27 protein-coding genes and 1 other annotated feature are annotated in these 26317 nt (G+C 42.5%); of the genes, 9 read left to right on the forward strand and 18 right to left on the reverse strand.

The annotated features are described in order from the left end of the window. Positions 1-15: 15 nt before the first annotated feature. From infC to DXA07_RS06065, 9 genes are all read right to left on the reverse strand, one after another. Positions 16-510 (reverse strand): translation initiation factor IF-3, encoded by a 495-nt coding sequence (gene infC, locus DXA07_RS06025; RefSeq protein WP_008401517.1) that lies wholly within the window; start codon positions 508-510, stop codon positions 16-18. A 27-nt stretch (positions 511-537) separates the two neighbouring features. Further along, positions 538-667, reverse strand: a sequence feature (ribosomal protein L20 leader region). Between the two features lie 104 nt (positions 668-771). Then, the gene (locus DXA07_RS06030) at positions 772-2901 is read right to left on the reverse strand and encodes an RNA degradosome polyphosphate kinase (RefSeq protein WP_117823522.1); all 2130 of its coding nucleotides are present in this window, start codon (positions 2899-2901) and stop codon (positions 772-774) included. Beyond that, a complete protein-coding gene (locus DXA07_RS06035) occupies positions 2902-4437 on the reverse strand; it encodes an HD domain-containing protein (RefSeq protein ID WP_117823520.1) in 1536 nt (511 codons plus the stop codon). 32 nt (positions 4438-4469) lie between these two features. Continuing rightward, positions 4470-5459 carry a prephenate dehydratase gene (locus DXA07_RS06040; protein ID WP_226801090.1) on the reverse strand — a complete coding sequence of 330 codons (990 nt, stop codon included), beginning with the start codon at positions 5457-5459 and terminating at the stop codon, positions 4470-4472. Positions 5460-5571: 112 nt separating this feature from the next. Continuing rightward, a complete protein-coding gene (gene folK / locus DXA07_RS06045) occupies positions 5572-6396 on the reverse strand; it encodes a 2-amino-4-hydroxy-6-hydroxymethyldihydropteridine diphosphokinase (protein WP_117823518.1) in 825 nt (274 codons plus the stop codon). A gap of 126 nt (positions 6397-6522) precedes the next feature. Next, positions 6523-7329 (reverse strand): dihydropteroate synthase, encoded by an 807-nt coding sequence (folP, locus tag DXA07_RS06050; protein WP_021943710.1) that lies wholly within the window; start codon positions 7327-7329, stop codon positions 6523-6525. After that, on the reverse strand, positions 7329-7808 hold the full coding sequence (locus DXA07_RS06055) for an HD domain-containing protein (RefSeq protein WP_226801089.1): 480 nt from the start codon (positions 7806-7808) through the stop codon (positions 7329-7331). Before DXA07_RS06055 ends, folP begins: the two co-directional genes overlap by 1 nt. Before the next feature lie 39 nt (positions 7809-7847). Continuing rightward, positions 7848-9122, reverse strand: coding sequence for a folylpolyglutamate synthase/dihydrofolate synthase family protein (locus DXA07_RS06060; RefSeq protein WP_117823514.1), 1275 nt, complete (start codon positions 9120-9122; stop codon positions 7848-7850). Positions 9123-9173: 51 nt separating this feature from the next. Then, the gene (locus tag DXA07_RS06065; protein ID WP_117808407.1) at positions 9174-10004 is read right to left on the reverse strand and encodes a polysaccharide deacetylase family protein; all 831 of its coding nucleotides are present in this window, start codon (positions 10002-10004) and stop codon (positions 9174-9176) included. 117 nt (positions 10005-10121) lie between these two features. Between DXA07_RS06065 and DXA07_RS06070 the strand changes: the two genes are divergently transcribed. Then, positions 10122-10637 carry a ubiquinone biosynthesis protein gene (locus tag DXA07_RS06070; RefSeq protein WP_117823512.1) on the forward strand — a complete coding sequence of 172 codons (516 nt, stop codon included), beginning with the start codon at positions 10122-10124 and terminating at the stop codon, positions 10635-10637. A 341-nt stretch (positions 10638-10978) separates the two neighbouring features. Here the strand turns inward: DXA07_RS06070 and DXA07_RS06075 are convergent, their stop codons facing one another. The 5 genes from DXA07_RS06075 to DXA07_RS06095 form a co-directional block, all read right to left on the reverse strand. After that, positions 10979-11257, reverse strand: coding sequence for a DUF308 domain-containing protein (locus tag DXA07_RS06075; protein ID WP_117785061.1), 279 nt, complete (start codon positions 11255-11257; stop codon positions 10979-10981). Next, positions 11258-11620, reverse strand: a complete 363-nt coding sequence (locus DXA07_RS06080; RefSeq protein ID WP_117823510.1) for a hypothetical protein — start codon at positions 11618-11620, stop codon at positions 11258-11260. Positions 11621-11630: 10 nt separating this feature from the next. After that, complete coding sequence (locus DXA07_RS06085) at positions 11631-12242, reverse strand: hypothetical protein (protein ID WP_117823508.1); 612 nt, start codon at positions 12240-12242, stop codon at positions 11631-11633. 123 nt (positions 12243-12365) lie between these two features. After that, complete coding sequence (locus tag DXA07_RS06090) at positions 12366-12713, reverse strand: P-II family nitrogen regulator (RefSeq protein ID WP_008401503.1); 348 nt, start codon at positions 12711-12713, stop codon at positions 12366-12368. A gap of 25 nt (positions 12714-12738) precedes the next feature. Next, positions 12739-13983, reverse strand: coding sequence for an ammonium transporter (locus DXA07_RS06095; protein ID WP_117808410.1), 1245 nt, complete (start codon positions 13981-13983; stop codon positions 12739-12741). 385 nt (positions 13984-14368) lie between these two features. Between DXA07_RS06095 and DXA07_RS06100 the strand changes: the two genes are divergently transcribed. Both DXA07_RS06100 and DXA07_RS06105 read left to right on the forward strand, forming a co-directional pair. After that, the gene (locus DXA07_RS06100) at positions 14369-15904 is read left to right on the forward strand and encodes a sodium/proline symporter (protein WP_117823506.1); all 1536 of its coding nucleotides are present in this window, start codon (positions 14369-14371) and stop codon (positions 15902-15904) included. A gap of 545 nt (positions 15905-16449) precedes the next feature. Beyond that, positions 16450-16986 carry a hypothetical protein gene (locus DXA07_RS06105; RefSeq protein ID WP_117823504.1) on the forward strand — a complete coding sequence of 179 codons (537 nt, stop codon included), beginning with the start codon at positions 16450-16452 and terminating at the stop codon, positions 16984-16986. A gap of 3 nt (positions 16987-16989) precedes the next feature. On the opposite strand, the gene DXA07_RS06110 is transcribed toward DXA07_RS06105, so the two are convergent. Genes DXA07_RS06110 through DXA07_RS06125 form a run of 4 tightly spaced genes read right to left on the reverse strand, consistent with a single transcriptional unit; the run spans position 16990 to position 21961 of the window. Then, positions 16990-18384: a nucleobase:cation symporter-2 family protein gene (locus DXA07_RS06110; protein WP_117785066.1), complete on the reverse strand. Its 1395-nt coding sequence runs from the start codon at positions 18382-18384 to the stop codon at positions 16990-16992. 19 nt (positions 18385-18403) lie between these two features. Further along, positions 18404-20704: a molybdopterin cofactor-binding domain-containing protein gene (locus DXA07_RS06115; RefSeq protein WP_118483851.1), complete on the reverse strand. Its 2301-nt coding sequence runs from the start codon at positions 20702-20704 to the stop codon at positions 18404-18406. Then, positions 20685-21170 (reverse strand): 2Fe-2S iron-sulfur cluster-binding protein, encoded by a 486-nt coding sequence (locus tag DXA07_RS06120; protein ID WP_118483853.1) that lies wholly within the window; start codon positions 21168-21170, stop codon positions 20685-20687. The genes DXA07_RS06115 and DXA07_RS06120 overlap by 20 nt, the downstream gene beginning before the upstream one ends. After that, the gene (locus DXA07_RS06125) at positions 21161-21961 is read right to left on the reverse strand and encodes an FAD binding domain-containing protein (RefSeq protein ID WP_117823498.1); all 801 of its coding nucleotides are present in this window, start codon (positions 21959-21961) and stop codon (positions 21161-21163) included. The genes DXA07_RS06120 and DXA07_RS06125 overlap by 10 nt, the downstream gene beginning before the upstream one ends. Positions 21962-22091: 130 nt before the next feature. On the opposite strand from DXA07_RS06125, the gene DXA07_RS06130 reads away from it, so the two are divergent. The 6 genes from DXA07_RS06130 to DXA07_RS06150 all read left to right on the forward strand — a co-directional run bounded on the left by DXA07_RS06130 (position 22092) and on the right by DXA07_RS06150 (position 26305). After that, the gene (locus DXA07_RS06130; RefSeq protein ID WP_118483855.1) at positions 22092-23189 is read left to right on the forward strand and encodes an ABC transporter substrate-binding protein; all 1098 of its coding nucleotides are present in this window, start codon (positions 22092-22094) and stop codon (positions 23187-23189) included. After that, entirely contained in the window at positions 23173-24150 is a 978-nt protein-coding gene (locus tag DXA07_RS06135; RefSeq protein WP_118483960.1) for an iron ABC transporter permease, read from the forward strand. The genes DXA07_RS06130 and DXA07_RS06135 overlap by 17 nt, the downstream gene beginning before the upstream one ends. Further along, positions 24147-24725, forward strand: a complete 579-nt coding sequence (locus DXA07_RS06140; protein ID WP_243013911.1) for an ABC transporter ATP-binding protein — start codon at positions 24147-24149, stop codon at positions 24723-24725. The genes DXA07_RS06135 and DXA07_RS06140 overlap by 4 nt, the downstream gene beginning before the upstream one ends. A 68-nt stretch (positions 24726-24793) precedes the next feature. After that, positions 24794-24943, forward strand: coding sequence for a hypothetical protein (locus DXA07_RS13420; RefSeq protein ID WP_243013913.1), 150 nt, complete (start codon positions 24794-24796; stop codon positions 24941-24943). Then, the gene (locus DXA07_RS06145) at positions 24940-25275 is read left to right on the forward strand and encodes a LysR family transcriptional regulator (protein WP_008401492.1); all 336 of its coding nucleotides are present in this window, start codon (positions 24940-24942) and stop codon (positions 25273-25275) included. The genes DXA07_RS13420 and DXA07_RS06145 overlap by 4 nt, the downstream gene beginning before the upstream one ends. Beyond that, a complete protein-coding gene (locus DXA07_RS06150) occupies positions 25208-26305 on the forward strand; it encodes an NTP transferase domain-containing protein (RefSeq protein WP_243015421.1) in 1098 nt (365 codons plus the stop codon). Before DXA07_RS06145 ends, DXA07_RS06150 begins: the two co-directional genes overlap by 68 nt. Positions 26306-26317 lie beyond the last annotated feature (12 nt).

Genomic DNA, 26317 nt, shown 5'->3' on the forward strand with positions numbered 1-26317 from the left:
ATGTCATATTGTAAATTAACGTTTTTCAGTTAAAAACATTATCATACTTCTTCCTTCAAACTTGGCAGGCTTATCAATGACTGCGATGTCTGAAAGCTTCTCAGCAAATTCATCAAGAATGCCCTTTGTCTGTTCTACATGGGCAAGCTCTCTACCTCTGAATCGAAGCGTAACCTTTACTTTATCGCCATGTGTCAGGAACTTTCTTGCCTGATTTACTTTTGTATTCAAGTCGTTAGTATCAATGTTTGGAGATAAACGAACTTCCTTGATCTCCATTGTCTTCTGTTTCTTTCTGGCTTCTTTCTCCTTACGAGCAAGCTCATAACGGTACTTACCATAATCAATAATCTTGCATACAGGTGGTTTTGCCTGTGGAGCGATCTTAACCAGATCAAGCTCTGCTTCCTTTGCAAGCTTCAGTGCATCTCTGGAGGACATAATTCCGATCACCTGACCATCCTCGCCGATCACGCGCACTTCTCTGTCTCTAATCTGTTCGTTAATCATTAATTCGCTAATGACTTTTTACCTCCATTGCATAAAAAATAGTGGACAGCGCAAACCATCCACTATTATATATAAGTACATATTATAATCTACTTAGATATGAACCCGAGTCACTATTCTTCGTGCTAAGGTGAGAGTGGATACTCTGCTTTCTTGTCTGTCTCTGCTAAACAGCTTCTATAGGTTAGCACATACATGTGCAAATGTCAAGAATTTTTTTACTGTATCCAGCAACTTTTTTTCGTTATATTTAGCAACTTTTTAATGCTCGCTCTCTTCCGCTTCGATCGGGATAAATACCCGGTCATGAGAGATTGCCGCATCTGCATCCTCCGGTTTTGCAGAACGCTTACGGGCTTCTTCCGCGAAGTACATCTGGGAATCCAGTTTTACCTTACCGCGAAGGTCCTGCTTCTCGTAACTGCCATCCGGCTGCATGATGTGCGCCTTTAAAGTATCAGCAAGCTGGATCTTTAAGATGTCCTTGATTCGTTTCTTCAGATCAGGATCTTCTACCGGGAAGGTGATCTCGACACGCTTGTCAAGGTTTCTCGGCATCCAGTCTGCACTGCCCATATAGATATCTTCAAATCCATCATTATAGAAATAGAAGATTCTGGAATGTTCCAGAAAATTACCAACGATTGAACGAACCGATATGTTCTCACTGAGTCCCGGCACACCTGCTTTGATACAGCAGATGCCACGGACGATCAGGTCGATCTTAACACCGGCAGCCGATGCATCATATAAGGCTTCCATCACCTTCGGATCACAAAGCGAATTCATCTTGGCAATGATCCGTGCCTTCTTGCCCTGTCTGGCATTTTCCGCTTCACGGTTAATGAGCATCAGAAATTTATCCTTTAACCAGATAGGTGCAACTGCCAGTTTGTTCCATTTTCCTGGTTCTGAATATCCGGACAGCATATTAAATACTGCTGTCGCATCCTCACCGATCGGATCCGAACAGGTCAGAAGTCCCATATCTGTATATAACTTTGCTGTCTGATCGTTATAGTTACCGGTACCAAGATGTACATAGCGCTTGATACCATCTTCTTCTCTTCTGACAACCAACGCGATCTTGGAATGTGTCTTAAGTCCGACCAGACCATAGATAACATGACAGCCGGCTTTCTCGAGCTTTTTCGCCCATGCAATATTGTTTTCCTCATCGAATCTTGCCTTTAACTCAACCAGAACAGTTACCTGCTTGCCATTCTCCGCAGCCTGCTCTAACGCTGCTATGATCGGCGAATTGCCGCTGACACGATATAAGGTCTGCTTGATTGCAAGTACATTTGGATCGACTGCTGCCTGACGAATAAATTCAACAACCGGCGTGAACTCATAATATGGATGAAACAGCAAACGGTCATGCTTCTTGATCTTATCAAATATATTACTGTAGTCGCCATTTGAAAATGCCGGCTGCGGAACATATTTCTCATATTTCAGATGATCAAAGCCCGGCAGACCATTTACTTTCATAAGGAAGGTAAGGTCAAGCGGTCCGTTGATCTTATATACGACACGATCAACCACATCCAGATGCTTCTTTAATTCTTTTAACAGCTTTTTATCCATCGTATCTTCTACTTCCAAACGGATAACCTCGCCCCACTGGCGCTGCTTTAACTGCTTCTCGATCTCCTTTAACAGATCGGCTGTCTCTTCCTCATCAATTGAGAAATCCGCATTACGCATAATACGATATGGATGCGCACATACGATATCATAGCTTAAGAACAGCTTATCCAGATTCTTCTCAATTACTTCTTCAAGCAGGATGATCTCTGTCATGCCCTGTCGCTCGGATGGCAGGATGATCACTCTTGGAAGTACAGATGGAACCTGAACGGTCGCGATATCTGTAACGCCTTTCTTCTTATCATAGATCAGCGCACCAATATTTAAAGATTTATTTCTTACAAGAGGAAACGGTCTGGAAGAATCCACTGCCATTGGTGTTAATACCGGATAGATATCCCGTTCGAATAATTTATCTACATATCTGGACTGTTCCGGCGTCAGATCTTCATAATGTCTGACAATCTTCAGTCCATTTGCCTCTAATAACGGAACCAGGGAACGATTATAAGTCTGATACTGATTCTTCATGAATTCCTTCGTTGCAGGAATCAGCTCATCAAGCTGTTCTTCCGGCGTCATTCCTGCAATATCCTTCTTCGTATATCCCGCATTCTTCATATCCTTTAAAGAAGCAATACGCACCATAAAAAACTCATCCAGATTGGATGCTGTGATACTTAGGAACTTGATCCGTTCAAATATCGGAATATTCTTATCCTTCGCTTCACTCAGGCATCTTTTATCAAATTCCAGCCAGGACAGTTCCCGGTTGTAAAATAAATTCTTATCACTCATTTATATACCCCTCCTTTGTTTCAATACTACTTTTACACCATAGACCTTTTCAAATAAGATATTATTCGTTTTAAACATGCCTGCTTCAAGTGTAATATCCTCCAGCGTATCTGTATAGATCACCAGTGTATTGTCATGTAATGAAATCCTAAGATTTGTAATCTTCTGTTTATAGCTCTTATCAAGCACATCAGCCAGTCGAAGGATAGCGGTAAGCTTGGCCACTTTCATATAATCTGCCGATCCGATCCGCCCGGATGCCCTTAATTCCGACGGAAGGTAAAATCCATTATAATAAACCGCATTTGCGATCTCCTCTCTCTCTTTATGAGAAAGTCCAAGAATCTCTGTCGCCATCACGATATGATAAGAGATCAGGGATACATCCTTCATATTTACAAATTTACCACAATTATGCAGGATCGCCGCGATCTGTAACTGCAGCCGTTCCCGTTTACCAAGTCCGTGTAATTTCCGAATGCTGTCAAATATTGCAAGTGCATTATCCGATACATTCTGGACATGCGCACGGTTTACTTTATATTTCTTTGCAATTGTATTCACAGATGCAAGAATATCCTGATCAAAATTCTTGTCCATCAGGAAGGTCCCCTGCTTATCCATATAGTCGGCAATAATACCATCACAGAAGATCACATTCGGAGTCAGGATCTCCTCTGCCCTGGAATTATCCAGAAATGACTGATAAATAATCGCCATCGGAAGCATCAGGGTGGCACGCTCATATGGAATACCATACCGTTCCGCCAGATCTTCCGGTTTTATGTCAACTACCCGTTTATAGAGAATGCGGAATTGTTCTCTCGATATACTGTTCGCAATCGAAAGCTCCGGACCAACTTTTTTCAGGTTGTTGATACCATCACCGATTGCAATAATGCTTTTAATATCTTTATCATTTAAAAACAGATTTCTAAATTCTATGATCGCATTTGATGCATACTCTTCCATCAGTGTTTCAAGATCTACCGTATCGGAACCGAACCGGGTCAGATAATCACGGATTCGGACTGCACCGATTGGAAGATTCTGCGTCTGCACCAGATTTCTTCTGTCAAATATCGAGATCTGTAAGCTTCCGGCTCCGATATCAAGCAATGCATTATTCTTATGGGTTGCCACATCCACATCCAGCCCGGTTGCCACAAATGCTTTATAATTCATAAAACGTTGTTCTGAATTACTGAGTATCTGCACATCAAAATCCGTACACATCTTAATTCTCTCAATGATCATAGAAGCATTCTCCGCTTCTCTGACTGCACTGGATGCGTATGCTCTGTAATCAGATACATCATATTCCTTCATCTTTCTCCGGAATTTTAGCAACGTGTCACACAGTTTATTCAAATTATTTTCTTCGATATATCCTTTATTATAGGTATCACTTCCAAGCTCAATAATCGTTTTTACGGTATCAAGCTCCCTCGCACCCTTTCTTGGTGTGATCTCGCAGATCTTCATTGATATCTCATTAGAACCTACATTGATCGCGGCAAATGTCTTTCCTGCCATACTTTCATACACCTCACTTCTTTTTTACACCCCTAATATGTACCGATCAGACGGAAATCCATCGCATCTTCACAGATTCCCTGTAATGCATGTCTTGTTCTTGAATCTAACAGACTGCCCTCCATTGTAACAAAAAAGGCATATTCCCATTTTCTACCGGTAAGCGGTCTCGATTCGATGCTTGTCATATTAATTCCATTCAGATTTATATGGCTCAATATATTGTAAAGTGTACCACTTTCATCCGGCAAGGAAAAGCGGATACTTATATTTTCAGCCTTTTCTACAAAGATTTTCTGTTTTGACAAGATTATAAAACGTGTCGTATTGTTGTCATTGTTCACAATGTCCTTTGCAAGGATCTGAAGTCCATAAAGCTCTGCTGCAAGCTCACTTGCAATCGCTGCCTGTGTCTTATCTCCTTCTTCAATGACCTTGACCGCCGCTACTGCCGTATTTGCAACACTGCACTGCTTCCACGGTTTCCGGCTCAGATAATTCGTGCACTGAAGCAAACCCTGTGTGTGTGAATATACAGTTTTGATCCGGGAAAGGTCACTGCCCGGAACACCCATTAATGCATGTGCTACATGAACCTCTTCTTCGCCGACGATGGTCACATCATTATTTCCCACCATATCATAGATTCCGTTTACAAATCCGGCTGAAGAATTCTCGATTGGAAGTACACCATAGTCTGCCTTGCCATTCTTCACCATCTCAATCACATCTCCGAAATCCGGCACATTGATATTCTGAATCTCTTTTCCGAAAAAACTGAACATTGCCTGTTGGCTGTATGCTCCCGGAACACCCTGATAACAGACAACAGTGTCCTTGTCTACTTCTAATTTCTTCACACAGGTAAAATTCTTCATTCCATCGCAAACAGCAAGCGAGCTGTCATTCGTAAGCTTCTTATTCTCATCTGCCATACCTGCCAGGATCTTATCTCTTGTCTTTACAAGTGAAGCAATCTGTGCTTCTACTGTCCGTAAATCTTCCATATTATATTTATCCATTGTTTTATCTGCTCCAAATACAAGACATTCCGCCTGCAGTCTTTCTATAATATTAATGTTGTCTTTAAAACTATGCCAATACGATCAAATGCGCATGCTCATTTTCCCCGGTTTATTCTTCGTTCCGTTCCAGCTCGTCAAGAAGCTCCCGGATCGTCCTGCCATTGACCGGATGTCTCTTATAGCCTGCTATATTTGACAACGGCTCTAATACAAATTCCCGCTTGCACATCTCTATATGTGGGATATGGAGATTCTCCTCATCACAGATCAGATCATCATATAAAAGGATATCGATATCCAAAGTTCTTGGTCCCCAGTGGATAAGGCGTTCCCTGCCGGCGTCCCTCTCGATCGCATTGATCAGATGTAACAGTTCATCCGGCGAATGAAGTGTCTCTACCTCGATACAGCCATTTAAAAAATCATCCTGTTCCACGCCACCATACGGCTCTGTCTCGATGAAATCTGAAACCTTAGTCACCTTGGTATATTCATCTTTATTTAATTCATCAATCGCAAAATCGAGATAGGATTCCCGGTCGCCCATATTCGAACCAAGTCCCAGATAAGCAATGTGTCTCTTCCTTCGTATCTTTACTGACACTGTCTGAAGCGGCATTAATACCGGTGCCCATGGTTTCTCAACCTCTACTTCAACCTCTGACATCGTCGGATATGACAGAAGGATATTCGCCGCTACTTTCTCCGCAACTGCTTCGATCAGCTTATAAGTATGCTCTTTCATCGTCTTTTCAACCAGATTACAGATGGCTCCATAATCAATAGACAGCTTCAGATCATCCCGGATCCCTGCCGCCCTTGTCGATGTATACATATCAATATTAATTACAAATTTCTGTCCAAGCACATTTTCTTCTTTAAAAACTCCGTGATTGGCAAATATTTCCAGTCCTTTTATGCTGATTCTATCCATACGACACCTCCTGTCTGTTCTCCCTTTTACCAGATCAAACCTCATCTTTTTTATTTATGATTCAATGAAATTTTCTTCTGTTCATTAAATCATTAAGTACTGCTTCATTTTCTCTTATTGACTGTATTAACTATGCATGATCGCCCATGCCATCTGAAGTGCACGCGCATTTCCTTTTACATTATGCACACGGAAGAACTGACAGCCCTTCATAAGCCCCATGACCGATGTCGCGATCGTACCTTCTTCCCTCTCTGTAACAGGAAGATCGAGAGTCAGACCGATCATAGATTTTCTGGAAGTACCCAGCAGTATCGGGAAATCCCATTTATGCAAAAGCTCCAGATGATTCATTAAAGCGAGATTCTGTTCTAAGTTCTTTGCAAATCCGATTCCCGGATCTACCATGATCTTCTCCTTCTTCACACCTGCATTAAGTGCCATCTGAACGGATTCGTCCAGATCTTTAACAACGTCGTTTAAATAATCGGTATAATCCATTACCCTTCTGTTATGCATCAGACAACATGCCACATCATGTGCAGCAACGATATCAGCCATCCTTCCATCCCATTTGAAGCCCCAGATATCATTGATCAGATCTGCACCTGCCCGGATTCCGGCTTCCGCCACGCCAGCCTTATAGGTATCCAGTGAAATTACGGTATCAAATCGTTCCCTGATTGCCTCGATCACAGGAACAACACGACCAATCTCCTCCTCATCTGAAATTAATGTATAACCGGGTCTGGTCGATTCTCCGCCTACATCTATAATATCTGCGCCATCATTTATCATCTGCTCTGTGGCATACAATGCATCATCGAACTTGTTATGTGTTCCTCCATCGGAAAATGAATCCGGTGTCACATTCAAGATTCCCATTACATACGGTTTTTCATTCAGTTTAAATTCTTTGTTCCCTATAATCATCAGTAGACCACTCCTTTGTTCTTTTCGTCTTCCTTCCAGTAACACTCGTCATAGACCTCACAGTCAAAACAGCGTCTGGAAAGCTTGTCTGCCCTGTATATTACATAGGAAAGCCCCTCTGCTTCCTTCCCTGTCGTATTATGTTTGCTGATTGCTTCTAAGATCAGCTCTGTTTCCTTACCGGAAAATCCGGTTGCCAGCAAAATACTCCGGCTGTTACGAACACTTGCCAGATGATGTTCTTCGCTGGTCTGATAGCTGACCGCCCGTCCGATATCATGTAATAATGCTGCCGCATAGATAAGCTCCGGTTCCAGTCCTAACTTCTCCTCCAGATTCATCAGCATTCCGATCCTTGCTACATCCAGACAATGATCGATCCCATGACAGCAGAATCTTCGTTCTTTCTCGGATGTTCGGATCTGCTCCATCCAGTCTTTATATTCTTCATTTGCTAATATTGCGTTGACTCTGTCCATCGTCATTTCTTCTCTGTAGTCCTCTCCTGGTTTATCGTACTACTTTATTCGCGGTATCAGCGGTCCTATAAAAGATAATGAACCAAATACCACAATCACCGGCTCCGTCATTTCTTGTGCCAGTGTTTCCGCCTGTCTCTGTGCAGTAAACACATCCCCTGCCGTATCCACCGACTTTCCGTATGAACGATAGCAGTCTGCCAGAATCTCCTTATCAAGCGCCCGTGGATTATCCGGTGTTACCGTTATGATAAAGCTTGCAAACGGTGCCATGATATCCACCATTTTCTCATACTCTTTATCTGCAAGAACACCACAGATATAGATCAACGGCCGCCCTGTAAAATATGCCCGGATATTCTCTCTGAGACTTCTCCATCCGCCTTCATTATGCGCTCCATCGATATAAGTCAAAGGCACATCCTTAATCTTCTGGAATCTGCCCTCCCACACCGTCTCTTTTAATCCGTTCTTTATATTCACATTTTTTAAATCATACTGTTTTTTTAAACAATTACAGACCTCAATTGCGGTTATACTGTTATAGATCTGATAGATTCCGGGAATCCCCAGCTCATACTCCTGTCCTTTATAACAAAACCTGCTTCCATGCAGATTTTCTGCTATGACCTGCAGTTGGTCGGTATCTGCCATGATCGGTTCTATCTGCATTTTATCACATTTATCCAGCCATATCTGTCTTATCTCATCCTGCATCGGATATGCCACACACGGAACCTGTTCCCGAAGGATCCCCATCTTCTGTTCCAGAATCTCCTGCAATGTATCACCAAGAAACTGCATATGATCTCTGCTGATACTTGCAAGCACGGTACAAAGCGGCTGTTTCACCACATTTGTCGCATCGTTCTTTCCTCCCATTCCGGTTTCCAGTAACACGATATCGACCTTTTTCTGCACAAAATACAGAAATGCTACCGCAGTCTCAAGCTCAAATGCAGTCGGAATCGGAAGCCCGGCTTCCTCCATATCCTCGCAAACCGGGATCACGGTCTCCATGATCCGTGCAAATTCCGATTCTTTCATATAATGTTCATTTATCTGAAATCGTTCCAGATATGTAAAGATCGTTGGGGATATATAGCGTCCGACAACATACCCTGCATCCTCCAGAATATGCCCGACAAATGCGAATATAGAACCTTTTCCGTTTGTTCCGGCTATATGAACGACAGGAACCCGATCCTGTGGATTTCCCAGTCTTAAAAGTAGTTCTTTCACTGTCTCCGTTCCGTAGACACTGCCTCTTTTTCCCGCTTCTTTCATATATAGATATGCTTCTTCGTATGTCATTCTTTAGCCTCTTTACTTGATTATGTATAGATAAAATATAATGAACTATTTCTAATGTGTTCTATGTTGGATATGCGGTGTATCATCATCAATCGGAAGGATCTCATATCCATGTTCCTCTAATTGTTCAATCAGTGACGGCAGAGATTCCACTGTTTCATGACAGCAATCCAGATCATGCATCAATATGATCGTGTCATCATAATTTAATGCATCCTTCAATATATTCTTTACAAGCTGATCCGGTGTCTGTCCGGCAATCACCGCATCATTATTCAATGCATTCCAGTCAAAATACGTCAATCCTGCTGAGTCCAGATAGTCGATCAGGTCATTCACCGGTACCTGCGTAACACGGTTTGAACTTCCACCCGGGAACCTGTAATACCGGCAGTCCACTCCTGTAACATCATACAATAATTTTCTTAATTCCTCAACATCATTCACGAAATTGTCATAGCTTGCATAGATCGTACTATATTCATGGGAATATGAATGGATCGCCAGTGTATGCCCTTCCTCCACGATCCGTTTGTACATGGGATAGTATCGTTCATTTCTTCCTATTACAAAGAACGTAGCTTTAACATTATGCTCTTTTAAAATATCAAGGATCTCTCCGGTCTGATCGGATGGACCGTCGTCAAAGGTCAGATATGCCCGTTTTCGTGTCACTGTTTTTGATGACATGGCAACCACGCTGTCTGAATCCGGAAATTTATCTTTCTGATCGATAATGAATTTTCCTGTAAACAATAAAAATACGATCAGTGCAGCAACCAGAATTATATTTTGCCAATAAGCTGCAAAAAATCGGTCACACTCTTTTAACGCTTCGTTGTCATTTATGTGGGATAAAACTGTTTTTATTTTTTTCCTCATTTTTATAAGATTTTCCGTTTTTTATACATCTATACTCCTGATCTGATATTTTTATTCGAATAAAAAACAGGAAATGTCAGATACTATTTTTATCAAATGGAAAAGGAGAATAAAAAAATGAAAAAATCATTTCTTTTATGTGCATGTCTGGTTGTCATGGCATTTACCCTGACCGCATGCGGCGAGAAAAATAACCCTGAAACAACCGGTACAACAACCGGGAGCAGTACAGAGGACAGCAGTTCCACAGAAAACGGGAATAATTCAAACGGTACAGGTTCTGTAGGTAAGGATCTCGGTAACATGATCGACGATGCCGGAGATGTTGTAGATGATGCAGCAAAGGATGTATCCGATGCTCTGACCGGAAACTATGATACTTATGACCATGCTTATAAGTATTTTATGGATCAGATTCCCGGCGACTCCAAGAACTATGAAGTTCGCAATAACGACAAGGATCTTACTGATTATAACTCCGGCAGCATGGGCTACCACTTTGAGCTTCATGACACCAGAAAATCTGACAACTCTAAGGTTGGTGACTTCTATGTAGATTCTACCTCCGGCAAGGTCTACAAGGCAGGCTCCGGCTCCGGCGTGTCCGAATTTGACTTCTCGACCTTGAAGTAGAGCACCTTTAAAAAATGGAAGACAGGGTTACCTATTATTACGCAAGACGCTTTCGCTCTACCTTCGACGCAGTGGTACGTAAGGCTGCAAAGTACGTAGCCTAAGTACCAGCGCTCAGGCAGGCTTGCTTTATAACAATAACCCTGTCTTCCATTTTTCCTACGGTATCAAAATTCAACAATCCTATTTTTTTAATATCTGTTGTTTTTATTTATATTTATTTTTTGAGAATGCAATGGTGAACTTGCTCTATCAAAAAAGGACGATAAACATATTCAGACAAACAGAGCTGGTCGCTGGTTACGTAATAATAGGTATAACCATCGACCAGTTCGTCCGTTTTAAGATTTATCGTCCTCTTTTTTGACAATCTCATGGGTGATGGGATTTACAACTACGCCCATCTCCTCTGCCATTTTGAGGTAGACATCCATCTCATGGTCTTTTCTCTGCTGTTCGCGTTTGCGGATAGCTTTTGACCGGATGATCTCCACGATACCGAATACAATCATACAGCATCCAAAAAAGATCATCACTGGACTTAAGGTTCCTACACAGCCTTTTACCAGACAGATTGTTCCGATCCCGATCATGACGATTCCCATTACCAGATTAAACATTTAACTTTCCTTTCCTGTATAAAATGCATCTTTTCCTGCTTTTTCCATCATTTTGTCATACTGATCGTACATTTTCTGCACGCTGTTTTCAAGTAAATAATAATGCCTGATATATGGGATCAGTAAAACAAACAAAGCTGCCGCTAACAGTAAGATCTGTATTTTTTCCGTTACCACAAAGGTCACACAACAGCCTACCGTAAGGATCGCAAACAGGATCGTTACAAGAAGATGGATCAGACGCTCATGCATGAAAAATTCAATCTGCACCAGATGTCTCCGCATCTCCTCATCAAAATCAACATCATCCCTTGCAAGCAGCTTATCTACATATACCAGATATTCTTTGATTCGTTTTGCCATATTCGATCACCTAACCCATATTTGCCTTATTTAGGAAATGATTCCATCCGGCAATTACCTTATCATAATAAAAGCTTACTATATAAGAATCTTCGTCAACATCAACGATCATCTGATAACACTTTTTATCTGCTTCCGGCTTGCCACCATAGAAGATATAATTCTCTTTGAACTTTCCAAATATCTTCTCATACTCATCTTCCGCAAGCTTCTGATCCGGAACTTCTTCTACCAGATTATCATTTGCATCGTAATACTTATGCCCCTCCAACAATACCGCTTCGATGACCGGATTCTTAAACCGGATCTCCATCTGATCGGCATATTTGTCTGCGTAATATTCATTCTGTGAATTGTTATCCTTTACAACTGCGCCTTCTACATAGAGTTCCAGCCATCTTGCCCGAAGTCCTTTAGGGGAAGCTGCTTCATCTTTTTTTGCTTGTCCGGCAGCCTCTGCTACGTCTGCTTTCACTTCACTGACAATCTCTGCTGTTCCGTCTGTTTTTTCTTCACCGGAAGCCTCAGCTTCCACTTCTCCGACTCCGACAAGCTTCATTTCTTTGATCTGTGCATCCCGTAACTGAATGGTTTCTATCTCATTTGTACTCTTAAATTTCATATTGTATACACCGTCCTGAACAATTTTAACTGCCTATAACTATAAACTGTTTTTCATGGCTTGTAAATGGAATTTAAGACAGAAAAATAAGAGGAACCTGTCTTACAGGCTCCTCCTGTTTATCTAATTCAGCGCATCATAGCCGCTTTCCTTCGTACGGATCTTCATAGCGGTGCGGATCTCATAACTGAAGATCTTGCCGTCTCCAACTTCTCCGGTGTATGCTGCCTTCTGGATTGCATCGATCGTCTTCTTCTCCCATTCTTCCGAAGAAACTACGATCTCAAATTTGATCTTCGGCTGCATAACGACATCAACCTCTGTACCACGTACCAGCTTCTTATATCCTCGCTGTGCACCGCATCCCATTACCTGAGATACTGTAATACCATTTACATCAATCGCATTCAGTGCTTCTTTTACATCTTCAAATACTTCTTCTCGCACGATTGCTTCTATCTTGATCATCATATTCTCATACTCCTTTCCGCAACTTCTATGAATCCAATCCGTTAAATGTCGGATATGCACTTTCTCCCTGTTCTGCAAGATCCAGACCGATCTTTTCTTCCTTATCTGATACACGAAGCGGCGTGATCAGTCTTACAAGTCCAAGACAGATAAACGTTCCGACCGCTGCAACTGCTATCGTCACAACGATACCGATCAACTGTGCAACAAAGAGGTGATAGTCTCCGAAGAACAGTCCATCCCATCTGGCAACGCTGTTGATCGAACTCTTACCAAATAATCCGGTCGCGATGCCACCCCAGACACCACCGATACCATGACATCCAAAAGCATCGAGTGCATCATCTATTTTCAATTTCTTCTTTAATAAAGTAATCATACCACAACAAATCGGACTTACAAGTGCACCGATAATAAATGCAGACCAGATTGGAACAAAGCCTGCTCCCGGTGTGATTGCAACCAGCCCAACAACAAGACCGGTCGAAGCACCAACCAAGGTTGGCTTTCCGTCTTTTATCACATCGATCAGCATCCATGACATCATGGCGCTTGCACTTGCGATTGCTGAGGTTAAGAATGCATGAGCTGCAAGACCATTTGCTCCGAGGGCACTTCCTGCATTGAAGCCGAACCATCCGAACCAAAGGATAAATGCACCAAGAGCAACGAATGGAATGTTATGAACACGATAAGCAGTATTCTCATAACCTTTTCGTCTGCCAAGGATGATCGCAAATATCAATGCGCTTACACCGGAGCTAATATGTACGACATTTCCGCCCGCAAAATCAACCGAACCGATCTCTGCAAGGAAACCGCCCTGTCCCCATACCATGTGTGCCATCGGATAGTAAACCAGAATCGACCAGAACATGATAAAGAAGAATAAAGCCTTAAACTTTACACGTCCGACTAATGATCCTGTAATCAGTGCCGGCGTAATCATTGCAAACATCATCTGGAATGCAATATATACAAAATGCGGAATATTGTCTGCATACGGTCCGGCCTCATTCATGGATATGCCATTTAACGCAAACCATCTAAGATCACCAATGATTCCTCCGTGATTTCCCCCAAAGGAAAGGGAGTAACCAAATAATATCCACATCACAACCGAAAGTCCCATAATAAAAGTACATGCCATCATCGTATTAACGACATTTTTCCTTCGCACCATTCCACCATAAAAGAAAGCAAGTCCCGGTGTCATAAAAAATACCAACGCTGTACAGATCAGCATAAAACCAGTATCACCAGTATTCATAACTATTTCCTCCATTTTTCTGAAATTCTTTTTGAAATCTACGGCAGGTGCGCATCCCCCGACAGGTTTCGCTTCACTTTTTTACAAAATTCCATGGTACTTTTTTTGTAAAACAGAAAAGACGCCAATCGAACGTATCTCGTTCAACTGACGTCTTTGTCTGAAGACATACTAGCAGACCTGATTTATTTTTTCAAGTATTTTTTACAAATCCTTTACCATTCTTTAGCCGGGACATAATTTTACCTGTTTTTCTAAAGCAGATCGTATTTGTTTGACTTTTTTCTCATATTACGCTATGATTTTTTAGTTATGTATTCTATTACGAAATTTAACGATTTTGTCCATGTTATGCATACGCAATAAAAAATTGGAGGATATTTAAATGTTTATGACAACTAACTTTTTCATCATGCTTGCAATCGTTGTCTACCTGGCGATCATGCTTGTGATCGGCTTTGTTTACAGCAAGCGTAACAACAGTACAGAAGATTTCTATCTTGGCGGCCGTAAGATGGGACCTCTCGTAACAGCCATGAGTGCTGAAGCAAGTGATATGTCAAGCTGGCTCCTGATGGGACTTCCGGGCGTTGCATATCTGTCCGGTATCTGCGATGCCGCATGGACTGCCATCGGTCTTGCCGTTGGTACATGGTTGAACTGGTTCTTCGTGTCCAGAAAACTCAGACGTTATTCAAATAATATCGGCGCGATCACTGTGCCTGATTTCTTTGCAAAACGATTCCATGATAAGAATAATGTTATCACAGCACTTTCCGCTCTCGTTATCATTATCTTCTTCATCCCTTACACAGCATCCGGTTTTGCTGCCTGTGGTAAGCTGTTCAACAGCTTATTCGGTATCAATTATCAGGTTGCCATGATGTTGTCCGCCCTGTTGATTGTTGGTTACACTATCACCGGTGGGTTCAATGCCGTATGTGTTACAGACCTTGTTCAGAGTATCGTTATGACCGGTGCACTTGCGATCGTTCTGATCTATGGAATCTCAAGAGCAGGTGGTTGGACAGCCGTTATGGACAACGCAGCCGCCCTTCCGGGTTATCTGTCTCTGACATCTACCTTTGATGTTGCCTCCGGTTCTGAAGTCAAATATAACTTTTTGACAATTTTCTCAACTGCTGCATGGGGACTCGGTTACTTTGGTATGCCTCATATTCTTGTCCGTTTCATGGCAATCGAGGATGAGAAAAAACTGGTACTTTCCCGCCGTATTGCCTCTGTATGGGTAGTGATCGCTATGACCGCAGGTGTTCTGATCGGTATTGTCGGTCTTGGTATGACCAAAGCCGGTGCACTCGACACTCTGACCGGTTCAAACAGTGAAACTATTATCGTTCGTATCGCAGGTATCATCAGCCAGCATAATGCATTAACTGCTCTTATCGCAGGTATCATCCTTGCCGGTATCCTTGCCGCTACGATGTCTACCGCAGACAGTCAGATGCTTGCTGCTGCATCCGGTGTTTCACAGAATATCGTACATGATTTCTTAAAGATCAAGATTTCCGAGAAGACAAATCTTCTGATCGCACGTTTAACAATTGTTGGTATTGCGATCGTAAGTATCTTCCTTGCAAGAAATCCTGACTCCAGTGTATTCAAGATCGTTTCCTTCGCATGGGCAGGCTTCGGCGGTGCATTTGGTGCTGTTGTGCTTTGTTCTTTATTCTGGAAACGTTGTAATCTTGCAGGTGCGATCGCCGGTATCATATCCGGTGGTGCTACCGTGTTTATCTGGAAGTACCTGGTTCGTCCACTTGGCGGAATTCTTGATATCTACGAACTGCTTCCTGCATTTATCGTATCCCTGATCTTCATTATTGTGGTCAGCCTGCTTACAAAAGCTCCTGATGAAGAAATCGTCCGGGAGTTTGAAGCAGCCGGCAAGAAGGCGTAGGAATCCCTACGAAAAAGGAAACCGATATACATATTATTACGCAAGTCGTTTGCACTCTATTTCAACGCAACGGTGCTAAGTTTCTCGCCTATAAGGCGACTCACTAAGTACCGGCGTTGAAAAAGGCTTGCTTTATAATAGTATATCGGTTTCCTTTTTCTTATGTATATTTTGAAATAACTTACATTTCCAAAATTACGGCTCTGTTATAGTTCACATATTATTACGCAAGTCGCTCTCGCTCTACCCTCATGTAGCGGTTCTAAGCTCACTGCTTACAGCAGTTCACTAAGTACCGACATTCGGGCAGGCTTGCTTCATAATAGTGAATCTATAACAGAGCCATAATTTTTATCTATATTAACTTTGCTCCAAAAAATATTTTTATATAATGAGAATGATTTGTAATATTTTACTATCAATTCTCTTCTTAATTATCTCCGATTATCTTTTAACGCTTTCTTTCCACACATAAATAAGTTGATTTTATCTGCTTTTGTTATATATCAGTGAGAAATAACTATTTTCGACAGGATGATTTTTATATGGCTGATTATATTACAACTTATACCGGGGATCATTTTGATCCAACTCTGCCGGAGGCAGAACATCTTCATATCGAGGACATCGCACACGCATTATCACTAATTTGTCGTGGAAATGGTCATGTAAAGACCTTCTTTTCCGTCGGCAGTCATTGTATCAACTGTGCAAAGGAAGCGGCTGCCCGTGGGTATTCCGGCCGACTGGTGCTTGCCTGTCTGCTTCACGATGCAAGCGAAGCCTACCTGTCAGATGTTCCAAGACCTTTTAAAAAACATCTTCCCGCATACAAGAAACTGGAACAAAATCTGTTAGATGTGATCTATACAAAATATCTGGGGTCTCCTCTGACAGAGGAAGAAGAACGCAGGATCAAATGTATCGACGACGACATGCTCTATTTCGATCTTCTCACTCTGCTAAATGAGCCCTCGGACAGACCGGAGCCTGAGCTTCACATCAACCTTTCTTATGAGGTCCGTTCGTTTGAGGATGTCGAACAGGAATATCTGCAGTTGTTTCATATGCTGTATAAATAGTATTTATTTTTCCTCTTTCGGCAAAATGATATTTAAAAGAATTGCTACCATTGCTGCCGGTACAATTCCAGATCCGCCAAACACCAACTGTACCACCTCCGGTGTATGTACCAGAATTCCGGGATTAGCTCCCATTCCATATCCAACGCCCAGTGCTACTGATACAATGGAAAGATTTCTGGCATTCAACGGATTCTTCGTGATCAACTGAATACCACTGATTACAATTGACGAAAACATCATGACTGCTGCGCCACCAAGTACAGACTGTGGCATGATTGATACCAACGCAGCAAGCTTTGGACACAAGCCGCAAAGGACAAGGAAAATGGCTCCGGTTGCAAGAGCAAACCGGTTTACAACCTTTGTCATGGCTACCAATCCAACGTTCTGACTGAATGATGTATTTGGCAGGACACCAAATATCGCTGCAAATGAAGAACCCAGTCCGTCACACATAACACCGCCTGCAAGTTCTTTATCTGTTGCTTCTCTGTCCAATCCGCCTTCCATAACACCTGAAATATCTCCAACCGTCTCAACTGCAGTTACAATGAACATAATAAGAACCGGAAGAATCGCCCGCAGATCGAAAACAGGTTTTACAGGCAAAAGCTTCGGAACCGCAAACCAGGAGGCTTCCGCAACTTTATCCCAGTTCAACACCCATGCCTTTGTATATTCTACACCATCTGCCGTCACTCCGGTTTTCGGCAAAACAAAGCCCATGATCATTGCTGCAATGTATCCGAAAATAATGCCAAATAAAATAGATGACGAACTCAAAAAGCCTTTTGTCGCATGTTTGAAAAACAAGATTACAATAAGCACAAACAACGCAAGTAACAGATTCTCAATGGAGCCAAAATCTTCTGCTTTATTTCCTCCACCAAAAGAATTGATACCTACCGAAATCAGGCTTAATCCGATCGACATTACCACGGTACCGGTTACAACCGATGGAAAGAACTTACGAAGGGGCTTTAAGAAAAAGCCAAGCACTGTTTCAAAAAGACCACCTATAATAGATGCTCCCATGATCGCACCATATGCCAGTATACCACCACCCATGGTTGCTGCTACACTGTTAAAGACACCTATAAATCCGGAAGATGTTCCCATTATGATCGGTACCCGGCCTCCTACCGGACCAATTCCGAACAACTGTACCAATGTCACAATTCCTGCGATCAGCATCGCATTCTGAAGCAAAGAAAGCTGTAGATCTGCGAACTCACCGCCTGCCAGACCACATGCTCCTGTGATGATCAGAAGTGGGGTCAGGTTTCCTACAAACATTGCCAAAACATGTTGTAATCCTAACGGAATCGCCTGCGAAAGCGGCATCTTTCCATCCATCTGAAATGCTGTCTCAGACAGTTTAAATATTTTTTTCATTTGTGAATTCTCCTCATCTTTATTCTTTTTCATCCAACATGGACATCAATATCTTTTCCGGAGTGATCGGAAGTTCTCTGTGCCATACGCCTGTTGCACGATAGATTGCATGTGCAATTGCAGGTGCAGGTGTATTGATCACTATCTCTCCTATAGACTTGGCTCCAAATGGGCCTGTCGGTTCATAACTGTGTTCAAATTCTACCTGAAGATGTCCCATATCAAGGCGGGTTGGAATCTTATACTGCATGAAACTGGATTCAATCGGACATCCTCTTTCATTGTAGGTGACATTCTCAAACAGTGTATGCCCGATTCCCTGTACGATGCCGCCTTCTGCCTGAATACGTGCCAATGCCGGATTGATAGGAATTCCACAGTCAACAACAGCTACATAATCTAGGATCTTTACCTCTCCTGTATATCGGTCTAACTCAATCTCAACCATACCAACCATATAAGGTGGAGGCGATACAGGTGAAGAATGGGAAACCGTTGCTACTGCTGCGATATCATTTGCAATCTGGTCTTTTACACTAATCTCGGCAAGTGACACACTTTGATCTGTATTGACCCGACATGCCCTTCCATTTTCAAAGATCATTTCCTCCGGACTGCAGGAAAGCATACCGGCCGCTATCGCACAAAGCTTTTTTTTCAGTTTCTCACAGGCAAGTTCTACGGCCTTACCCGTAACATATGTTGTAGATGATGCGTACGAACCGGAATCATATGGTGATGCATCTGTATCTGCCCCAAATACAGCTACATCATCCACGGAACAATCCATACATTCTGCCACCATCTGAGCCAGGATCGTGTCACATCCGGTTCCCATATCTGCCGCACCGATGATCAGATTAAATGTTCCGTCATCGGCCAGCTTTACCGTTGCCGATCCGACATCCAGATTGGAGATACAGGAGCCTTGCATCGCCATAGCTACTCCGGCTGTTCTTACCTTCCCATCTCCTATCTCACGAACAGGATATTTCTCGTCCCAATGAAATAATTCTTTGCATTTTGCCATACATTTATCAAGTGCACAGGCATTTGCTGTCTCTCCATAATATGCCGGCATCTTCATTCCTTCACGGATCATGTTGTTTTCACGGATTACAGTCGGATCAATTCCAAGTCTTTCTGCAAGTTCATTTACAGCACTTTCCAGTGCAAATATACCCTGTGTCGCACCATATCCCCGGTAAGCACCGGCTGCCATCGTATTGGTATATACTACATCATAATTAAACCGATATGCTTCAAGTCCACCTGTATAAAGGGGAATCGATTTATGTCCGCTCAGACCAACTGTTGTAGGTCCGTGTTCTCCATATGCTCCTGTATTTGAAAGTGTATACAGATCCAGTCCGCGGATATGTCCGTTCCGGTCTGCTCCCAGACGTACACGGACTTCCATCTCATGCCGCGGAGAACCGGCAATCTGACTCTCTTCTCTTGTAAATATAAGTTTGGCGGGTTGTCCGGTCTTCAGTGTGACAAACGCCGGATATACTTCACTGACTGCTGTCTGTTTTGCTCCAAAACCCCCACCGATTCTTGGTTTCTCAACACGTATCCTGCTCTTTGGAATGCCCAGTGCTCTGGAAAGGATACGACGCACATGAAATACAATCTGTGTAGATGAAATCACATGAAGCCTTCCATATCGGTCAAAACAGGTATATGTGCGGAAAGTTTCCATCATTGCCTGGTTAAACGCCCGCATATGATATGTGTGTTCGAACACCTCATCACAATCCGCTATTACAGCATCCACATCACCATCTCCGTTTTTTTCACTTGCAACCAGATTTCGTCCGGGATCTCCTCCAACTTCCATAGGTGGAAACCAGTCCTCCTCCGGGTGTACAAGGACAGCACTATCCTTTGCCTGATGAAAATCAAGAACCGGTTCGAGGATATCATATTTCACTTTTATCAGCTTCATTGCTTTTAAAGCAGCTTTCTCATCCGTAGCCGCAATAATAGCAACAACATCCCCTACAAAACGTACATGCCGGTCTATGATCAGCCGATCATAGGGAGATGGTTCCGGATATGTCTGTCCTGCAATCGCAAACCTCTGCTTTGGAACATCCTTCCATGTATAAACATCTACAACTCCCGGAACTTTTTTTGCTATTGCTACGTTGATATCTTCTACAATAGCATTGGCATATGGGCTTCTTAAAAGCTTTACCGTCAAAGCATCTGATGATGTAATATCATCAACATAAACCGGTTTTCCCAAAAGGAGCTGCATTGCATCTTTTTTACGAACCGAATGATTGACTGAATTATACTTCTTTTCTTCCATGAATGCCCTCCTTTGATCTCTTATGTTCCAGATAATTTCGAATTCCCCGCAACTGACCTTCATATCCGGAACATCTGCAAAGATTTCCTGCCAGATAAGCACGGATCTCATCATCTGTAGGATCCGGATTCTCTCGCAATAATGCAATCGTGTTCATGACAAATCCGGGATTGCAAAATCCGCACTGATCAGCTCCCTGATCTGCAATAAATCCGACAAATTCAGAAGCTTCCTCCTGAAGTCCCTCTAATGTCTGTACCTCATGACCATCTGCCCTTGCTGCCGGCACTGAGCAGGAAAGCACAGGAATGCTGTCCAAAAAGACTGTACACAATCCGCAATTTGCAGTTTCACAGCCTCGCTTTACACTGTAGCATCCATGCTTTCTCAGAAAATCGATCAGAAGCAGATCCGGTTCAATAAAATCCACCAGTTTTTTTCCATTTACAATTACTGTTATCTCCATTTCTGCTCCTCTCTCAATTTATTTAATAATCTCTGACTTAATACACGAACCAATCTGGAACGATACTTTGCTCCGGCTCGATGATTACTCCCTGTCGAAATATGTTTCTCTGCCCACATAGCAAAGGCCTCTATAGAGTCTTCTGTCAGTCCCTCTGACAGAAGCCCTTCTTCATCCAGAAGAAGCATCGCTCGTCCCGGTCTTGCTCCCACTGATAAACGATATTCTCCACCTACAACAGAAGCCGCACATGCGATCACCGGAAAATCAGTACTTTGATTTCTTACCGATGCATAAGAGAAGCACCCGGATGTCTTCTTTATGATCAGGCGAACCAGAATATCCTGATCCGGCTTCTGCCTCGCAAATTCTCTAAGTGGTATTCTCCCACCCTGATATAATTCCACATATGTATCCATGGCAAGAAATACCGTCAGCACATCAGAGAAACCAAAACGTCCCCAGATACTTCCACCTACCGTTGCCAAATTACGAAACTGTACACCGACAATATCTTTTACAGCATCTCTGACAGAATTTTGTGTATAATTATTTAAGCCTCTATGCAATTCAAGCTGTCGCAAAGATACCATTGAACCGATAATGATCTCACTCTCCGTCTCCTCGATCTGATCCAGTTTCAGATCACACAGATCAATTGCTGTCAATATCGTCCGGTTCTGCATCTTTGTCCATAGCATTCCACCGATTATACAGCTGCCTTTTTTTTGATTTAACTGATAAGCCTCTTCCAGACTTTTAACACGTATATAATTCTGAATTGTTACCATAAAAAGCTCCTTTAAATGTTGCCTTAGCCGCACTATATCATAATATATTATAGTAAAAATACTTGTTTTTGAAAAGATGCTTTGCTACAATACCGTTGTATTATTTAAAGTATAACGAAAAGGAGTTATTATGAAAAACACACTAAAAAAATGCTTATCCTTATTATTAATCTGTTCCCTGCTTTTATCTCTGGCAGGCTGTAATCCTTCATCAAAGCCTGCAGGCACGGGGACAACCGCCTCATCAGAAGCGACCTCAGAATTATCATCAGAAGCTTCTTCAGATGATGCATCTACAAAAGCTGCCGAAAACGAAACCTCTTATCCGGTCACAATAACGGATCAGGCAGACCGCACCGTTACCATTGAAAAAGAGCCGGCTAAGATTGTAAGCGGATATTACATTCCTTCCAGCCTTCTGATCGCACTTGGATTATCGGACAAGATGGTAGGTATTGAAGCAAAGGCAGACAAAAGACCAATCTACAAACTGGCTGCTCCGGAGCTTCTGAAACTTCCAAATGTCGGAACAGCAAAGGAATTCGATCTGGAAACCTGTGCTTCTCTTTCACCGGATCTTGTAATTTTACCGTTAAAGCTAAAAGATGCCGCAAAGAGTCTGACAGAGCTTGGTATTCCTGTGCTGCTGGTAAATCCAGAAAGTCCGGATCAGTTATCCGATATGATCAGTCTTATTGCCACAGCTACAAATACCCAGGATAAAGCAGACAAGCTGCTTGACTTCATTCATCAGGAAAAAGAAATGCTTACTACTTCTCTTGCAACCGCAGACGGCACTCCGAATATTTACCTTGCAGGTAATTCTTCTCTCCTGTCAACTGCCGGTCCAGCTATGTACCAATCAGGTATTATCGAACTTGCAGGCGGTAAAAATGTAGCATCTGATATCTCTGATACCTATTGGGCCGAGATTAGCTATGAACAGCTTCTCTCCTGGAATCCTGATTATATTATTCTTGCTTCCGATGCAGAATATACAGCAGATGATGTATTAAGCGATCCGAACCTGAAAGACTGCACAGCAGTAAAAAATAACCACGTTTATGCCATTCCGGGGGATATCGAAGCACTGGACAGTCCTGTACCTGCAAGTATCCTGGCTTCCATCTGGCTTGCCGGAATCCTGCATCCTGATCAGGTTTCAACTGATACTTATACGAAAGAGATGAATTCTTTCTATGAAACATTCTATGGAATCAAAAAATAAAGCGAATTTATATCTTATTGCCGGAAGCATAGGTCTGATTCTTCTGACAGCAGCTTCCCTGTTTATCGGAAAATACAGGATCACCCTGACCGGTCTGATAGCCGGAGACTCCATGCAATGGCGAGTATTTCTTACGCTCCGCGCCAGCCGCGCTGTTATCGGTGCTATCGGAGGATTTGTCCTTGGCATGGCAGGTTTTGTCTATCAGACCGTTTTTCGGAATCCTCTGGCCTCCCCTGATATCATTGGCGTATCTTCGGGAGCCAGTGCCGGTGCAGCATTTGGAATTCTGTTCTTATCCGGTTCTATGGCGATCACAGTCTCTGCTTTTGCAGGGGCTGATTGTTCTGTTATCCTTGCACTGGTATTATCTTCCTTAACCGCAGACCGGGATGGTCACAGCATTGTACTTGCCGGAATCGCTGTTCACAGTCTCGCACAGACGGCACTGGTTTGTCTGAAATTAATCGCAGATCCGGAAAAACAACTGGCATCGATTGAATATTGGATCATGGGAAGTCTAAATGGAATCAGCATCTACTCCATAAAAGGAAATATTATCCTATGTCTTTTCTGTTCAGTCATTCTATTCTTATTATATCGACAGATCATCCTTCTCTCTTTAGATGATAATGAGGGAAAAATGCTCGGTGTAAATGTACAGCAGATTCGTCTGATTGTTTTGTTGATTGCGACACTGGCTGTTTCCGGTGTGATCAGTATGACCGGACTGATCAGCTTCGTATCTCTTCTGGCACCACACGGAGCACGTTTATTACTAAAAAACAACCGGCTATCCACCATGCTGCTAAGCGGACTGATCGGTGGATGTCTGCTAACCATGGGAGATATATTTGCTCGTAGTATAGCATCCACAGAACTGCCTGTAAGTATCTTTACAAGTCTTTTAGGAGTCCCATTCTTAATCTATCTATGTATAAGGAGAAGTGATCGGATATGAAATTACTGACTGTAAACAATCTGTCTGCCGGATATAATGGAACAAACATTATCAAAAATATCAGTTTTTCCGTCGACTCCGGTCAGATTATTGGTATACTGGGGGCAAACGGTTGCGGAAAAACCACCTTGATCAAGTCTCTGGCAAATCTGCTTCCCCATACGGGGAACTGTCAAATTGATACAATTACCGTAGAATCAGTTTCCCCAAAGGAACTGGCAAGGCTTTGTGGATATATACCACAAAATAACAGTATCTCTTTAGATCTCACGCTTTTTGATGTAGTTATGATGGGGTTCAACCCTGAACTGAAACTGTTGCAGACTCCAACCCGGCAAATGAAAGAAACAGCTATACAGGCACTTATCGATGTTGGTCTTGGCAACCGGATGTATGATAATTTTCAAAGTCTGAGTGCCGGTCAGAAACAGTTATGTATATTAGCACGTACATTTGCAGGCAAACGAAAACTTCTTCTTTTGGATGAACCGGAAAGTGCCTTAGATTTTCGACTACGTTATCAGGCAATGGAGCTTTTACAGGATTATATCCAACAAAATCATGCTTCTGCCTGATCACACTACATGATTCAGCTCTGGCGCTAAATTATTGTGATTCACTTCTGATCCTGTCAGACGGCAGATTGATCGGTACGATCATTCCATCCGAAACATCAATTTCCGATATGGAACAGCTTCTTTCCAAAATATATGGTACAATCAGTCTGTCAAAGCTTAACGATCGTCTTGGAAATAGCAGGCTTGTTATGATGAAGGAGGCTGAAACATCTTGAAAGCAATAACAAAAATTTACTTTGTAAATGATAATAACGAAAAATTTTTTGGAGCCGGACCATGCCAACTGCTTCATATGATCGAAGAAACCGGCTCTCTCCGTTCTGCATCAATCTCTATGGGACTTGCCTATACAAAGGCACTCCGTATGATCAATAAGGCAGAAAAAGAACTAGGATTTTCTCTGACAAAACGTAGCACCGGCGGCAGATCCGGTGGTGGAAGTACTCTGACTCCAGAGGGAAAGGAATGGCTGAAAAAATATGAAACCTACCGGAATGCCTGTAACGAGGCCAACAGCAAACTCTATATGGAGATCTTTTCAGACTAGTGGAAAAAAACATCTGGTTCTGACAGGAGCATCCGGAAGTGGAAAAACAACACTTCTGGCATCTCTCTTTTCCTCCCCGATGCCCGGTGTTACCTCCTGGGTAGTACCGGAAAAAGGAGTCTACCTGAAAAACAACTTGTCAAAAGAAATAATCCAGATTGGACGTTATCATCCGGATCCAACCCATAAGAGAAATCAGATGCTTGCTATTCCCGAATGCTTTGATGAAAAAGGAACCGCATTCTTACATTCCTGTCTGCATGCAACTTCCGAATGGATCACGATTGATGAAATCGGCTTTCTGGAAAGTAATTCCTGCAAATACCGGCAAGCTATACGAACCTTAATGAAGCACAAACAGCTTCTCATGGTCGTGCGAAAACAAAAGCTTCCGTTTCTGGAGGAACTGCGTAACCATAAGGATGTTTTCCTTTTGGATCTCGATCAACCATATGGAAATGCAGGCTGTATCATCATGGCATCCGGTCAGGGTACCCGCTTTGGTGGAAATAAGCTGCTTGCTGATTTCAATGGACAACCATTGATCGATTTCTCTCTTAACATTATTAAGAATCTGTTTACAACATCTGTCGTGGTAACCATTCACAAGGAAATTCAGAGCTTATGTATAAAACAAAATATTCCGGTACTGCTTCATACCTTTCCGCATCGAAACGATATGATTCGCCTCGGTCTGGAAACCATTGGTGATCATATCGATCGCTGCGTCTTTCTCCCCGCCGACCAGCCTTTGCTTCAAAAAGAATCCATGATCTCGCTGCTTCTTTGTGCGGAAAATGACAGAAACTCAATCTGGCGAACCTGTTATGGAGATATAGTTGGTTCTCCTGTTATCTTTCCGGCTGAATTTTTTGAGGAACTTCAGAATCTTCCTTTAAGAAAAGGCGGCAGTCTGGTAATAAATAATCATCCTGATCGTATCCGTACCATTTCAGTTTCAGATATAAACGAACTAAGGGATATTGATACACCTGATGATTTAACCCAATTACTCCACGGGAGCCTTTAATCATTCTTGACA

This window comes from Clostridium sp. AM54-37XD (assembly GCF_003478225.1).
GTDB classification, from domain to species: Bacteria; Bacillota; Clostridia; order Lachnospirales; family Lachnospiraceae; genus Coprococcus; species Coprococcus ammoniilyticus.